Origin of the sequence: Pantoea sp. SM3640 (genome assembly GCF_015654165.1) — a bacterium.
Lineage (GTDB): Bacteria > Pseudomonadota > Gammaproteobacteria > Enterobacterales > Enterobacteriaceae > Pantoea > Pantoea vagans.
Map to the genome: position 1 here is coordinate 1,455,174 of NZ_CP064872.1, position 12,200 is coordinate 1,467,373.

Annotated in this window: 12 protein-coding genes; 8 read left to right on the forward strand and 4 right to left on the reverse strand. The window is 52.9% G+C overall.

Translation table 11 applies throughout. The annotated features are described in order from the left end of the window. The first annotated feature begins 112 nt into the window (after positions 1-112). Positions 113-586, forward strand: a complete 474-nt coding sequence (gene yedD / locus IV493_RS06615) for a lipoprotein YedD (protein WP_195857952.1) — start codon at positions 113-115, stop codon at positions 584-586. Positions 587-662: 76 nt separating this feature from the next. Here yedD and amyA read toward each other — a convergent pair whose 3' ends face one another. From amyA to fliD, 4 genes are all read right to left on the reverse strand, one after another. Next, positions 663-2,144, reverse strand: coding sequence for an alpha-amylase (gene amyA / locus IV493_RS06620; protein ID WP_033783365.1), 1,482 nt, complete (start codon positions 2,142-2,144; stop codon positions 663-665). A gap of 101 nt (positions 2,145-2,245) precedes the next feature. After that, positions 2,246-2,611 carry a flagella biosynthesis regulatory protein FliT gene (gene fliT / locus IV493_RS06625; protein ID WP_147790059.1) on the reverse strand — a complete coding sequence of 122 codons (366 nt, stop codon included), beginning with the start codon at positions 2,609-2,611 and terminating at the stop codon, positions 2,246-2,248. Continuing rightward, positions 2,611-3,018 (reverse strand): flagellar export chaperone FliS, encoded by a 408-nt coding sequence (gene fliS / locus IV493_RS06630; protein ID WP_013358260.1) that lies wholly within the window; start codon positions 3,016-3,018, stop codon positions 2,611-2,613. Before fliS ends, fliT begins: the two co-directional genes overlap by 1 nt. 8 nt (positions 3,019-3,026) lie before the next feature. Beyond that, positions 3,027-4,448 (reverse strand): flagellar filament capping protein FliD, encoded by a 1,422-nt coding sequence (gene fliD, locus IV493_RS06635; RefSeq protein WP_013358259.1) that lies wholly within the window; start codon positions 4,446-4,448, stop codon positions 3,027-3,029. Positions 4,449-4,784: 336 nt separating this feature from the next. Between fliD and IV493_RS06640 the strand changes: the two genes are divergently transcribed. The 7 genes from IV493_RS06640 to IV493_RS06670 all read left to right on the forward strand — a co-directional run bounded on the left by IV493_RS06640 (position 4,785) and on the right by IV493_RS06670 (position 12,108). After that, positions 4,785-6,068: a FliC/FljB family flagellin gene (locus IV493_RS06640; RefSeq protein WP_095707013.1), complete on the forward strand. Its 1,284-nt coding sequence runs from the start codon at positions 4,785-4,787 to the stop codon at positions 6,066-6,068. A 160-nt stretch (positions 6,069-6,228) separates the two neighbouring features. Next, a complete protein-coding gene (gene fliB, locus IV493_RS06645; RefSeq protein WP_195857953.1) occupies positions 6,229-7,431 on the forward strand; it encodes a flagellin lysine-N-methylase in 1,203 nt (400 codons plus the stop codon). Positions 7,432-7,595: 164 nt separating this feature from the next. After that, a complete protein-coding gene (locus IV493_RS06650) occupies positions 7,596-8,372 on the forward strand; it encodes a glycosyltransferase family 25 protein (protein WP_195857954.1) in 777 nt (258 codons plus the stop codon). Positions 8,373-8,530: 158 nt separating this feature from the next. After that, positions 8,531-9,499: an HNH endonuclease signature motif containing protein gene (locus tag IV493_RS06655; RefSeq protein WP_013358255.1), complete on the forward strand. Its 969-nt coding sequence runs from the start codon at positions 8,531-8,533 to the stop codon at positions 9,497-9,499. Positions 9,500-9,641: 142 nt separating this feature from the next. After that, positions 9,642-10,364, forward strand: a complete 723-nt coding sequence (locus IV493_RS06660) for an RNA polymerase sigma factor FliA (RefSeq protein WP_003854529.1) — start codon at positions 9,642-9,644, stop codon at positions 10,362-10,364. A 50-nt stretch (positions 10,365-10,414) separates the two neighbouring features. Beyond that, positions 10,415-10,918 (forward strand): flagella biosynthesis regulatory protein FliZ, encoded by a 504-nt coding sequence (gene fliZ, locus IV493_RS06665; RefSeq protein WP_008926851.1) that lies wholly within the window; start codon positions 10,415-10,417, stop codon positions 10,916-10,918. A 203-nt stretch (positions 10,919-11,121) separates the two neighbouring features. Further along, complete coding sequence (locus IV493_RS06670; RefSeq protein WP_195857955.1) at positions 11,122-12,108, forward strand: D-cysteine desulfhydrase; 987 nt, start codon at positions 11,122-11,124, stop codon at positions 12,106-12,108. Positions 12,109-12,200: the final 92 nt, after the last annotated feature.

The following is a 12,200-nucleotide window of genomic DNA, read 5'->3' on the forward strand; positions in this document are numbered from 1 at the left end:
TAAATTCTGCTGTAAACAGTCGCTCGCGGGTGTCTGAACAGCCAGATACCTTGCGCTACGCGGTGGAAAAATTATAACGTAGCCGCCATTGACGCGATCTTAGGGATTAAACATGAAAAAGTGGATGCTGATTGCCGCGCTTGCACTGAGTGGCTGTGCGCAAATCAACGATTATGAAAATGCGGTACAAACGCCGGCACCGGCTGAGTTGCAGGGGAACTGGCAAACCGTCGGCCCGCAGACCAGCCTGATCAATGGACAGGCCATGGCCAGTCTGATTATCAATGCGGATGGCAGCACGCTGGATTGCCGTCAGTGGATGCGTGTGATTGCGAAGCCAGGCAAACTGACCCGTCTGAGCGGTGACTATGTCAACGTGACGCGCAGGATACGCGTGATGCCGCTGGTCGTCGATAACAGCGAACTGAACTATGACGGGCTGACCCTGCGCAAGGTGGCGCGTCCGACAGTAGAGTGTCAGCAGGCACTGGAAGAGGTGGCTAAACAGCCGAAAGCCGCAGTGATCCAGAATATTGAACCGCAGCTGCTGCGCACGCCGATTACTGAACATAACGCGCAGTCGTAACCGCCGCCCATAAAAAAAACCGCCCCGGCAGCGCGCGCTCGCTTCTGCCGGGGCGGTTTTACATTTACTCAGTCAGTTATTCTGCTACTACCCAGACGCTGACGCTGCCACCGTTACAGACAAAGACTGCGGTACCGTGCTCGTCTGCGGTAATGGTCTCTTCACGGTTGCCCAGATGATCGCGCCAGACCTTACCGGCAAAGCCTTCGCCCATCGGCACACTTTTCTCGCCCGCATCGCCGTTCGACATGATCACCACACAGCCAGGCTGCGTTTCGGTACCGCTGCGGCTGAACGCCACGCAGTTGGGATGATCAAAATAGTCGGTCTGTACGCCCCAGCCATACTGCTGACGCGCCCGGATTAATCCTTCGAGTTCAGGAATGACCGGCATCTCAATTTTGTGCGTCTCGCCGTCGCCGCCCTCATCTTCGTAAGTCGCCCCGAACAGGTCAGGATAGAAAATGGTCGGCACGCCCTGCTCACGCAGCAGGATCAGCGCATAGGCCAGCGGTTTGAACCAGGCCTCTACCGGCGCTTCCAGCGACTGCAGCGGCTGGGTGTCATGGTTGGCCACGATCGTCACGGCATGCCACGGATCCGCCACCACCAGAGAGTTAGCAAAAATCTGGCTCATGTCGTAGGCGCTGCCTGCGGTTGAGGCCTGATGGAAGTTCATATGCAGTGGCGCATCAAACAGCATGGTTTTGCCTTCCACCTGATGCACATACTCCTGCAGCTTCTCGGTTTCGAACGACCAGTACTCCGCGACGATAAACATCGGTTCTTCAGCGACCTCCTGAATATGATCGATCCACTCTTTATAGAACCAGGCCGGGATATGTTTTACCGCATCCAGGCGGAAGCCGGTGCAGGGCACCTGTTCCATCACCCAGCGCGCCCAGTATTTCAGCTCTTCCCTGACCGCATTGTTGCGGAAATCGATGTTGGCACCCATCAGGTAGTCGAAGTTGCCCAGCTCGTTATCGACCTGATCGTTCCAGCCTTCGGCGGTATAATCGTTGATGATTTTGAATACGCCATTTTCGTCCGGGTTTTCGATGTGATCTACGCCGCTAAAGCATTTGTGGTCCCAGACAAATTTCGAATACTCACCAGCACGTGCCGGAAAGGTGAATTTCGTCCAGGCCTCGCAGGGCACGACCTCGTCATAAATTTCATCACGGTTATCCGGATTGACGCGGTTAACGCTGATCGCCTCTTTCTCGTCAGCACCCATTTTGTGGTTCAGCACCACATCCAGCAGCACCCCAACGTTGTGGCTGCGCAGAGCTTCTGTCGCCGCCAGTAATTGCGTTTTGTCGCCATATTTCGTGGCAACGCCGCCTTTCTGATCAAATTCCCCGAGATCGAACAGATCGTAGCTGTCGTAACCGACAGAATAACCCCCCGAATCCCCTTTATAGCTTGGCGGCAGCCACGCCATGGTGATACCAATTTCGCTGAGCCAGGCCGCGCGATCGGCAACTTCCGGCCACAGTTTGCTGCCATCCGGGTAATACCAATGGAAAAACTGTAATAACGTTGGGTTTTGCATGTACCACACTCCAGGGGATGATGAAAATCAAGTATGGAGTAAGCGGCAGAAAAGAGACGCCGCGCAGAAAAATAAATCTGGCGGCGTAGCAGAGCAGGGGATCAGGAGAGGGTTTCGCGCGGCACCATTACAATGCCGCCCTGACTGGCATAGGCGGACATGACCGATTTCTGACGGCTGTTCTGACCGACCAGCGAGGCCAGCTCATTCATACGCGCCTGCAGCAGGCGTTTCACTTCACTTTCGTTGTCGAGGATACGGCGCAGGACCGGACGTAACTGCTCCTGCGTCTGCGACGAAGGCGATACCGCCTCTGTCGACTGGGCTAAGTTCTGCACCGCACTGACATACTCCATCTCCCTGCTGATCAATTCATCCCATTCGCCTTTTACTGCATGACGCAGCATTCCCTGGCTGAGATCGAGTAACTGTTGGTAAACGGTAATCAGATGCGGTGCAGTAGTCATTAAACGGCGTCCTGAATCAGGTTAGATTGAACCACTTCTTTCCACGCGTCCGCGATGTTGCGCAGCAGGCCTTCAACCTCTTCCACCGCTGCAACATCATTATGCAGGTTGGCATGCAAAAGACGACGCGTCATGTAGTTGTAAAGGTCCAGCAGATTGTCTGCCAGCTCATCACCCTGATTTTCAGTCAGGCCTTCTTTCAGGCCAGCCTCGATAATATTGATCGCTTTGGAAATAGAGCTGCCTTTGCCTTCAATATTGCCATCCTGCATAAACAGACGTGCGCGGATTAACGCGCTCAGTGCGCCGTCGAACAGCATCATCACCAGCTGCTGCTGGCTGGCGCTCATGACGGCGCTTTCTACGCCAATTTTTGCATAGGCTTTGGTGCCTGTAGCGCTGTACATGGTCACTCCTATGATTTACTTGAACTAGAGGTATCGAACTGTTGCGTCAGATAGCTGCTGGTTGAATTGAGTTTACTGATAGCCAGATCCAACTGAGTAAACTGCGTCTTATAGCGTGCGATATCTGCATCAATGCGATCGCTGGTGGTGTTATACAGTGTGGTTAAATTATTCAGCGTCTTGCTGACGCCATCGGTGGCGGCCTGAACAATTCCTTTAGATGACAACCATCCGGTGATATTAGTTGCAATCTTGGTGGTAATACCGGTGGTTTTACCATCGCCCACGATCATCTCTTTCACGCCCGCTGCATCTTTATCCAGCGCGGCACTAACCTTAGTGGCATCAATTTTCAATGAACCAGTCTGAGGGTCAGTTGTGACGCCAATCTGCCCCAGCGATTTATAGGAAGAGGAGCTTTGCGCGTTGGTCAGCATGCTTTTCAGCTGCGTCTCGATGGTGCGTAACGTGCTGTCACCCAACAGGGCGCCATTGCTGGAGTCCTGTGAAGCCGTATTGGTATCCACTTTGGTGTATTTGGTCAGCGTATTGAACTGATCCAGCAACGAATTGTAGGCATCCACCCAGGCGCTGATAGCGCTGGAGGCTTTTGAGGTGTCTTTGGTAATCGTTAGTGTCTGAGGCTGATCAGTCGGCGTCAGCGCGGTCAGATTTAAGGTAATCCCTTCCAGGGCATCACTGATCTGGTTGCTGCTGTTTTCAATCGCAACGTTGTTAACCGTGAGTTTGGCATTCTGCGCCGTGACGCTCTGGGTCATCGCGTTGCTGCTGGCTGATGCGTCAAAGCCCACAATTCCCTGCAGCGTGTCGTCGCCGGTGACGGCAATCTTAGATACCGCATTATCGCTGCCGGTTTTATTGGAACTCATGGAGAGGCGGAAACTGCCGTCCGACACCTTGATGATGCTGGCTGTGATGCCGGCATTAGCGCCGTTAATCGCGTCACGCATACCGGTCAGTGAAGTCTGGTCACTGGAGAGCGTGATGCTTTTGCTGGTGCCATCTTTCAGGGTAATCGCAATGCTGCGGCTGGCCACCGAACTGTCACCCAGTGCGGCCGTGTTGCTGCTCTGCACCGCAGAGGTCAGCACCTGCGCCTGCGCCAGCTGAGTAACACTAATCGCATATTTACCGGCCACGGTGCTGCCAGAAGTGGTTGCACTGAACGCCGTCGAGCTACTGACCGCAGTAGTGGCGGTAAACAGGTCCGCACTGTTCAGCTTAGTGTTAGCGGTCTGAAACGTCGTCAGTGAACTTTTCAGAGTAGCATAGGCACTGAGCTTGGCGGTGTAAGCCGACTGCTGTGTTGAAATCGGTGTCAGTGAGGCTTTTTCAGCGGTGGTCAAACTGTCAAGCATGGTACTGAGTGGCAGGCCGGAACCCACACCAAGGTTGCTTATACTAGCCATGTTAATTCCTTTATAAGGTCGACAGAGAAATTGATACCTGGGTTATCGGCCTTGAATAAGGAAAGTTTAACGTTATTTGCCTTAGGGTAATGAGGTAAATAAGCACTATAGAGAAGGGTAATTCAGCGGCTAGAAAATTAATGAATTAAGTCTAAAGAAGTCGGGACAGGTGGCGATAACTTAAAACGTGACAGGCTGAAGCAGAAAAATTCGCCTGGTACTAAAAAAATTCTAAAGGTTGTTAAACGGCAGACGATAACAACTTTGACGGCGCTGAAGCCGGCGGGTTGAAGCCCACACCTTAACCGAAAGACTTGATTAACAGGAAAATTTATCATGGCCCAAGTCATTAATACCAACAGCCTCTCGCTGATCACTCAGAACAACATCAACAAGAACCAGTCAGCTCTGTCTACTTCAATGGAGCGTCTGTCTTCTGGTTTACGTATCAACAGCGCGAAAGATGACGCTGCTGGTCAGGCAATTGCCAACCGTTTCACCTCTAACATCAAGGGCCTGACTCAGGCTGCTCGTAACGCCAACGACGGTATCTCTGCTGCGCAGACAACTGAAGGCGCGCTGTCAGAAATCAACAACAACTTACAGCGTGTTCGTGAGCTGACTGTACAGTCTCAGAACGGCACCAACTCTGATTCCGACCTCTCTTCAATCCAGGACGAAATCAAATCACGTCTGAGCGAAATCGACCGCGTATCTGGTCAGACTCAGTTCAACGGCGTGAACGTGCTGGCTAAAGACGGCGCAATGAAAATTCAGGTTGGCGCAAACGACGGCGAAACCATCAACATCGACCTGAAGAAGATTGACTCTTCTACTCTGGGCCTGTCAGGTTTCGGCGTCTCTAAAAACGCACTGAAAACCAGCGATGCAATCACTCAGGTTGGCGCAAGCGGTTCACTGAAAGATGTTGACCTGTCAGCTGTTGCCACTGCGCTGAAAGTAGATGCAAGCTCACTGTCACTGAAAAACGTACAGACTTCAGCTGGCGCAGCCACTGCAACTTACGTTGTCTCTTCAGGCAGCGACAACTATGCCGTTTCTGTTGATGATGCGACCGGTAAAGTTGCACTGAACACCACTGACGTTTCTTACACCGACTCAGCTAACGGCGTTACTGCTGGTACTATGTCTGGTCAGTTCGTTAAAGTTGGCGGCGATGCAACTGGCGCAGCACAGGGTTATGTGACTGTACAGGGCAAAGACTACAACACTGCTACTGCTGCAATCGCTAACGGCGGCTCAGGTGGTACTACCGGCGTAGCAAGCAACATCGGCGACATCGCTTCTGCGACCAACGCCAACGTGCACACCGGTTCAGCTACCGCTAACCCACTGGCACTGCTGGACAAAGCTATCGCATCTGTTGATAACTTCCGTTCAAGCCTGGGTGCAGTACAGAACCGTCTGAACTCAGCGGTAACTAACCTGAACAACACCACCACTAACCTGTCTGCAGCGCAGTCACGTATTCAGGATGCTGACTACGCAACTGAAGTTTCAAACATGTCTAAAGCGCAGATCGTACAGCAGGCTGGTAACTCCGTGCTGGGCAAAGCGAACCAGGTTCCACAGCAGGTTCTGTCTCTGCTGCAGGGCTAATCGCCTTCAACGCAAATTCAAAACCCCGCCTCGGCGGGGTTTTTTTATGCGTACGATTAGCCTGGTTTTTAATCCTTTCTCTGCCAATCACTCTCCTCGCTTTCCTTTATCCTGACATCAACCCTCATGTTTTTAAGCACCCTGGTTGAGCAGGTAAAAAATGAAAAATATTACTGTTGTGGAACCGCTGTTTGTCACTGCTTTTAAATGTATTGGCAGTGAGTGTCGCGATCACTGCTGCAAAGGCTGGGATATCAATCTGGATAAGCCCACGGTGAAGCGCTATCTGAAATCCTCACAGATTGAAATAAGAACCCTGGCGACCGAAAACATCGTCATTACCGGAAAAAGCGTCGCCAACTGGGGCACCATGAAGCTGAATGCCTCTGGCAGCTGTGCGTTTATGGATGAAGAACTGCTATGCAAGGTGCACTCCACTCTGGGCGCCGAGGCATTGAGCAAGACCTGCTCGACTTATCCGCGCTCAGCCAGGACATTTAAATATGAACGGCAAAAGACGCTGGTGCTTTCCTGCCCGGAAGCCACCCGGCAGTTATTAGCTTCACCCGATGCCATGCTTTTCGAACAGACCATTGAGACTCAGCCAGAAGCCAATAAGGCCAAAGATCTCAATCAGCACAAGAAGCTGCTGAATCTGATGTGTCTCAATATTGTTAAAATGAGCGGTGAGAAGCTTGATGAAGCGTTTTACGCGCTGACAACCTTTTTGCTGGCGGCAGAAAAAGTCAGCCCCAGCGAGGATTGGCTGGAAAAGATGGAGCGTCATTTTTCTGACGTGCTCGATAATCTGGCACAGGGCGAAATCAGGTTGCAGCTTGACCAGATTAAGCCTGACCATAATCTGCAATGGTCTTTACTGTTGAGATTGCAGACCTGGTTTGGCGGTAAGACATACAGGCGTGCCTTTCCTACTCTCGATCACTATCTGAATAAGCTGATTTATATTTTGTCGGAAGGAGCTAAAACCGATGACGTCAGCCAGTCGATGATCCGGCTGGACAACGTCTGGCAGAATCAGGTTATGCCGTGGCTCGCTGAGCGCCCGTGGATAATGAATAACTATATTCAGTACCGCATTTATGATGAGTTTTTCCCTAATGACGAAAGTCGCAGCCCGTTGCTGAGCCTGTATCTTCTGACGGCAGAATGGTTCCAGCTTAAGTCACTGATAGCCGCCAGTGTTGAGTTGGTCGGAACGATTGATGAAGAGGATATTATCAATATCATCTACAGCTACCACTCAATAACAAAACACAGTACACAGTCGGTGAGTGCCTTTCTGGCAGAGATTAACAAGGTTAAGGTCAATGACGATTTGTCGCTGATTTACCTGCTTAAGTAAATAAAGACTCCGCTTCAGCGGAGTCTTTATTTATCCCACTCCCAAAAGAGACTCAAATTTTATCTCAGGTCAGGGTTCAGCGCTCGTTTAACGCATTCCGGGTCATGTCATGGGCAGTATGCTGGCTGTTCAGGCATAATGACTACCCGGAATACAGATCCTGCATGAAGACCTTTATCATTAATCTCGCCTCATCAACCGGGCGTCGCGCCACTATTTCTGCGCAATGCGATGCCGCCGGACTTGACTACGAATTTATTAGCGCCGTGAATGGCTATGCATTAACAGACGCGGAGATTGCGCAGCATACCCGTACGGTTAATTATGCGTTCAAACCGGGTGAAATAGGGTGTGCATTAAGCCATATCGCTATTTATCGAAAGATGAAGGATGAAAAAATTGCACAGGCGTTGATTCTGGAAGATGACGCCTTATTTACCGGGCAGCTCGGCGCGGTATTATCCAGTCCGGCAATGCAGTTATGCCCGGATAACCCGACGCTGGTGCTGTTATCACGCGTCAATAGATATGTTGATAAAGCGATCGCCGCGGTAACGGAAACCTCTCATCTCTATCCGGTCTACAGTGCCACCACCGCACACGCTTATGTGATCAATCTTGAGGCCGCTATACGACTGCTTAAACTGCTCTATCCGGTCTGGATGGTTGCCGATAAATGGTGCCTGTTTGAAGAGTATGGAGCCATAAAGCTACTGGCAGTGCATCCCGCACCGGTGCTGCTGCATGATCTGGCGCAGCAGACCACCATCCAGCATTTCAGCGATGTTGCTCAGCATAACCAGCAGAAACGCGACATCTGGGCAGGGTTAATGGCACGCCGGCCATTCAGCGTCAGACTGCGTCATCGCTATCGCCGGGCTTTGCTTCCGCTGCGTCATCGCATCGTTGATGTCAACGCCGGTGCAGATTGTCAGGAATAACGAAAACCCGTTCAGTGCGGTGCGGTGCGGGCGCGAAGAGGGCCAGCGCCGCCGGTCGTAATGCAGATGATCGCCCATCCCGTTACAGTTCCCCCCCGTACTGCCGATAACTCCTCACAGAACAACATCATTTTTGATTTTAACTTTGTGGAGTGTCTATGCGCTTCAATTATGACCTTTTACCGGGCGAGCAGCTGACCTTCGATGAGATCGCCCGGCGTTATGCGCTGCAATACCCTGATGATAAAGAGCTGACGGCGCGCGCCTTGCTGAGTCCGTCAACCGGCCTGCGCACGCTGAAAATCCGTGCGGTATTTGCGCGGGAGGAGAGCAACAGTCCGCTCGAGGATCTGCTGTTCATCTCCCATGACAACGAACGTAAAAATTATCTGCGCCGGTTTGAGCACTACCTTAAGCAGAATCTCTCTTTCCTCTATTTTCGTCGCAGCGACAACGAGAAGCGCGACAACCTGTGGAAAGTGATGGGCAGCAGTCAGGTCTTCGCGATGATCGATCCACAATCTGCCACGGCACAGAACCTGTTAAACAGTCGCGGCTACAAACTGGTGCTGATGCATCAGGATGATGAAGACATCTACTGGCAGCTCTTTAATCCGCAGGCGGACCCCTGTTTTCCACAGTCGCAGCGTATTCAGTTCATCGTGGTGCTCAGTACGCCGCAGCACAAAGTCCCTGCGGCAGTGATGCCAGGCACTGAAGTCGGCCGTCGCGTGAAAGCACGAGTGCTGCAGCGTGCCAGCCAGGCGGAATTCAGCGCCGGTGTCAAAGCGCGCTACGGTGCCTGCGTGATGACTGGCACCGAGCTGACCGAACGGCATAACTGGCCGTGGGTGGAAGCCTGTCATATCGACACGCAGGAGGGCGATGACGGTGTCCTGGCAGACAACAGCATCGATAATGGCCTGTTTTTACGCAGCGATCTGCAGCGGCTATTTATTAACCGACTGATTAGCATTGATGCTGAATCAGGAACGATTCAGGTACATCCCGGCGAGGAGGCGCGGCAGCACATTGCGCCCTGGTATCAGGAGCTGGAGGGTCGTGTCTGCAGTTTGTGGGCTGCGGTGCCGCCCGCCACGCGGCAACGGCTGCGCGCCCGTCGTTAATTTCAGGAAGCGTGCAGAAATAACTGCACGCTGACTTAACAAAAATCAAATAGCCTCGTTTTACCCCGCCTATTCAGCCAATCGAAAACGCTACAGAATTGGATAATCATGCCGATAACTTCATTAACGCAGGGTAGTCAACGTGAACGATTTCTATACCGCCGAAGGCGTGATGGACAAGCATTCGCTCTGGCAGCGCTACGTGCCGCTGGTGCGCCATGAAGCGTTGCGTCTGCAGGTTCGCCTGCCGGCCAGCGTTGAGCTTGACGACTTGCTGCAGGCAGGTGGAATAGGGCTGTTAAATGCCGTAGAGCGTTACGACGCGCTCCAGGGCACAGCTTTCACCACCTACGCCGTGCAGCGTATTCGTGGCGCAATGCTCGACGAGCTTCGTAGTCGGGACTGGGCACCACGCAGCGTGCGTCGTAACGCACGTGAAGTGGCGGGCGCAATGCACAGAGTGGAACAGTCGCTGGGGCGTTCTGCTTCCGAGCAGGAAGTGGCGCAGCAGCTGAATGTTTCCATGGAGGAGTACCGGCAGATCCTGCTGGACACCAACAACAGTCAACTCTTCTCCTACGACGAGTATCGGGAAGAGCACGGCGACAGCGCGGAGCTGGTTACGGAAGGCCATGAAGAGGCCAATCCGCTTCACCAGCTGTTAGAAGGGAGTCTGCGTGAGCGCGTCATTGAAGCGATCGAAGCGTTACCCGATCGTGAAAAGATGGTGCTGACACTGTACTACCAGGAAGAACTGAACCTGAAAGAGATTGGCGCGGTACTTGATGTGGGTGAATCCCGTGTCAGCCAGCTGCACAGTCAGGCGATTAAACGCCTGCGGGCCCGACTTGCGGGAGCGCGCTAGCAGTATCAGTTCCTGGCGATTCAAAATTATAAGAAACCGGGGACTCAGTAATGGGAGCCAAGACCAAGGCCAGACCGTTAAGTCGTTATCTTAAAGACTATAAACACAGCCAGAGCAACTGTTCACACTGTGGCAAGGTATTAGATCGAATGGCGCTCGTTTTTCGTGGACAGATCATCAATAAAGAGGCCATCGCTCGGATGGACCAGATGATTGATGAGCAGCTGTGGCTGAAACTTCAGCCCGAACTGACCGCGCTTTGTCGTTTTTGTAGTGATATTTTTTGTAATACCCATCCTAATTACTTCGACATTATGGCGTTTAAACAATATTTGTTTGAACAGACAGAGATGAGCCCCAGCACGATTCGTGAATATGTGGTGCGTCTGCGTCGACTGGATGAGATGCTGAAAGCCAAAAATTTCCCGGCCGAAAAGCTTAAAGGAAATAGCTGGCATCAGTGTCTGGAAAGCGATCTGCCCGATGCCGGTAATAATAATTACCGTATCGCGCTGCGCAAGTACGATCAGTTCTTAGGCTGGCAGCAGGCGTAAGCCTGTTCTGCACCGATTGCTCCCCCGCGTGCCTCCGGCACGTTATCCCTTACCCGCCAGCCGGGTAAAGGGAAGGGGGAGCACGGCGCTTCTTTCTTCTCGTCTTTTTATTACCGCATCTGCTGTCACCTGAATCAGAGTGATCCTTTTCGCATCTTCTGCAACACTGTAAGGATAATTTTCATGCCCGACCGGAGGCAGCATTGTCTTTACATCTGTTACATCAATTCCCGCGTCTTGAACTGCTTGGCGCACCCACACCGTTAGAACACCTGCCACGCCTTTCCGACTATCTGGGTCGCGATATTTTCATCAAACGTGATGACTTCACGCCGGTAGCGATGGGCGGCAACAAGCTGCGCAAGCTGGAGTTTCTGGCAGCTGATGCGCTGCGCGAAGGCGCAGATGTGCTGCTGACCGCGGGCGCAATCCAGTCTAACCATGTGCGCCAGACGGCGGCCGTCGCGGCCCGGCTTGGCCTGAAGTGTGTGGCGCTGCTGGAAAACCCGATTGGCACCCACGCTGAAAACTACCTGAGCAACGGCAACCGTCTGTTGCTGGACCTGATGGACGCGGAAGTGATTATGGTTGATGCACTGCACAACCCCACTGAACAGCTGGCAGAAGAGGCCACGCGTCTGGAAGCGCAGGGATTCCGCCCTTACATTGTGCCGGTCGGCGGCTCAAATGCGCTGGGTGCACTAGGCTATGTAGAGTGCGCGCAGGAGATCGCCCATCAGAGCGAAGGCGTGGTCGATTTCGCCGCCGTGGTTGTCGCCTCGGGCAGTGCCGGCACCCATGCCGGACTGGCGGTAGGCCTGGAGCATCTGTTGCCGGAAACTGAGCTGGTCGGCGTCACCGTTTCACGTCAGGTCGAAGCGCAGTTGCCGCTGGTAGAGCGTTTACGTCAGTCGCTGGCGGAGACGCTGGAAGTGCAGGCTACGGCACCGATCACGCTGTGGGATGACTATTTTGCGCCACGCTACGGTGAACCCAATGATGAAGGCATGGCGGCGGTGAAACTGCTGGCGCAGCTGGAAGGCATCCTGCTTGACCCGGTGTATACCGGCAAGGCGATGGCGGGATTGCTGGATGGCATCAGCCAGAATCGTTTCCGCCGTGAAGGCCCGCTGCTGTTTATTCATACGGGCGGCGCACCGGCGTTATTTGCTTATCATCCTTCGGTCTGAGACAAGCGAATAAAACAGTTTATACTCCGTGCGTTATCATTCTGGACTGGCAGCAACACGCGGTGCTGCCCTTATAAGAACACACACACAAT

Coding starts and splice junctions, on each gene's coding strand:
- yedD (WP_195857952.1), top strand. CDS start 113: ATGAAAAAGTGGATGCTGATTGCCGCGCTTGCACTGAGTGGCTGTGCG.
- amyA (WP_033783365.1), bottom strand. CDS start 2,144: ATGCAAAACCCAACGTTATTACAGTTTTTCCATTGGTATTACCCGGAT.
- fliT (WP_147790059.1), bottom strand. CDS start 2,611: ATGACTACTGCACCGCATCTGATTACCGTTTACCAACAGTTACTCGAT.
- fliS (WP_013358260.1), bottom strand. CDS start 3,018: ATGTACAGCGCTACAGGCACCAAAGCCTATGCAAAAATTGGCGTAGAA.
- fliD (WP_013358259.1), bottom strand. CDS start 4,448: ATGGCTAGTATAAGCAACCTTGGTGTGGGTTCCGGCCTGCCACTCAGT.
- IV493_RS06640 (WP_095707013.1), top strand. CDS start 4,785: ATGGCCCAAGTCATTAATACCAACAGCCTCTCGCTGATCACTCAGAAC.
- fliB (WP_195857953.1), top strand. CDS start 6,229: ATGAAAAATATTACTGTTGTGGAACCGCTGTTTGTCACTGCTTTTAAA.
- IV493_RS06650 (WP_195857954.1), top strand. CDS start 7,596: ATGAAGACCTTTATCATTAATCTCGCCTCATCAACCGGGCGTCGCGCC.
- IV493_RS06655 (WP_013358255.1), top strand. CDS start 8,531: ATGCGCTTCAATTATGACCTTTTACCGGGCGAGCAGCTGACCTTCGAT.
- fliZ (WP_008926851.1), top strand. CDS start 10,415: ATGGGAGCCAAGACCAAGGCCAGACCGTTAAGTCGTTATCTTAAAGAC.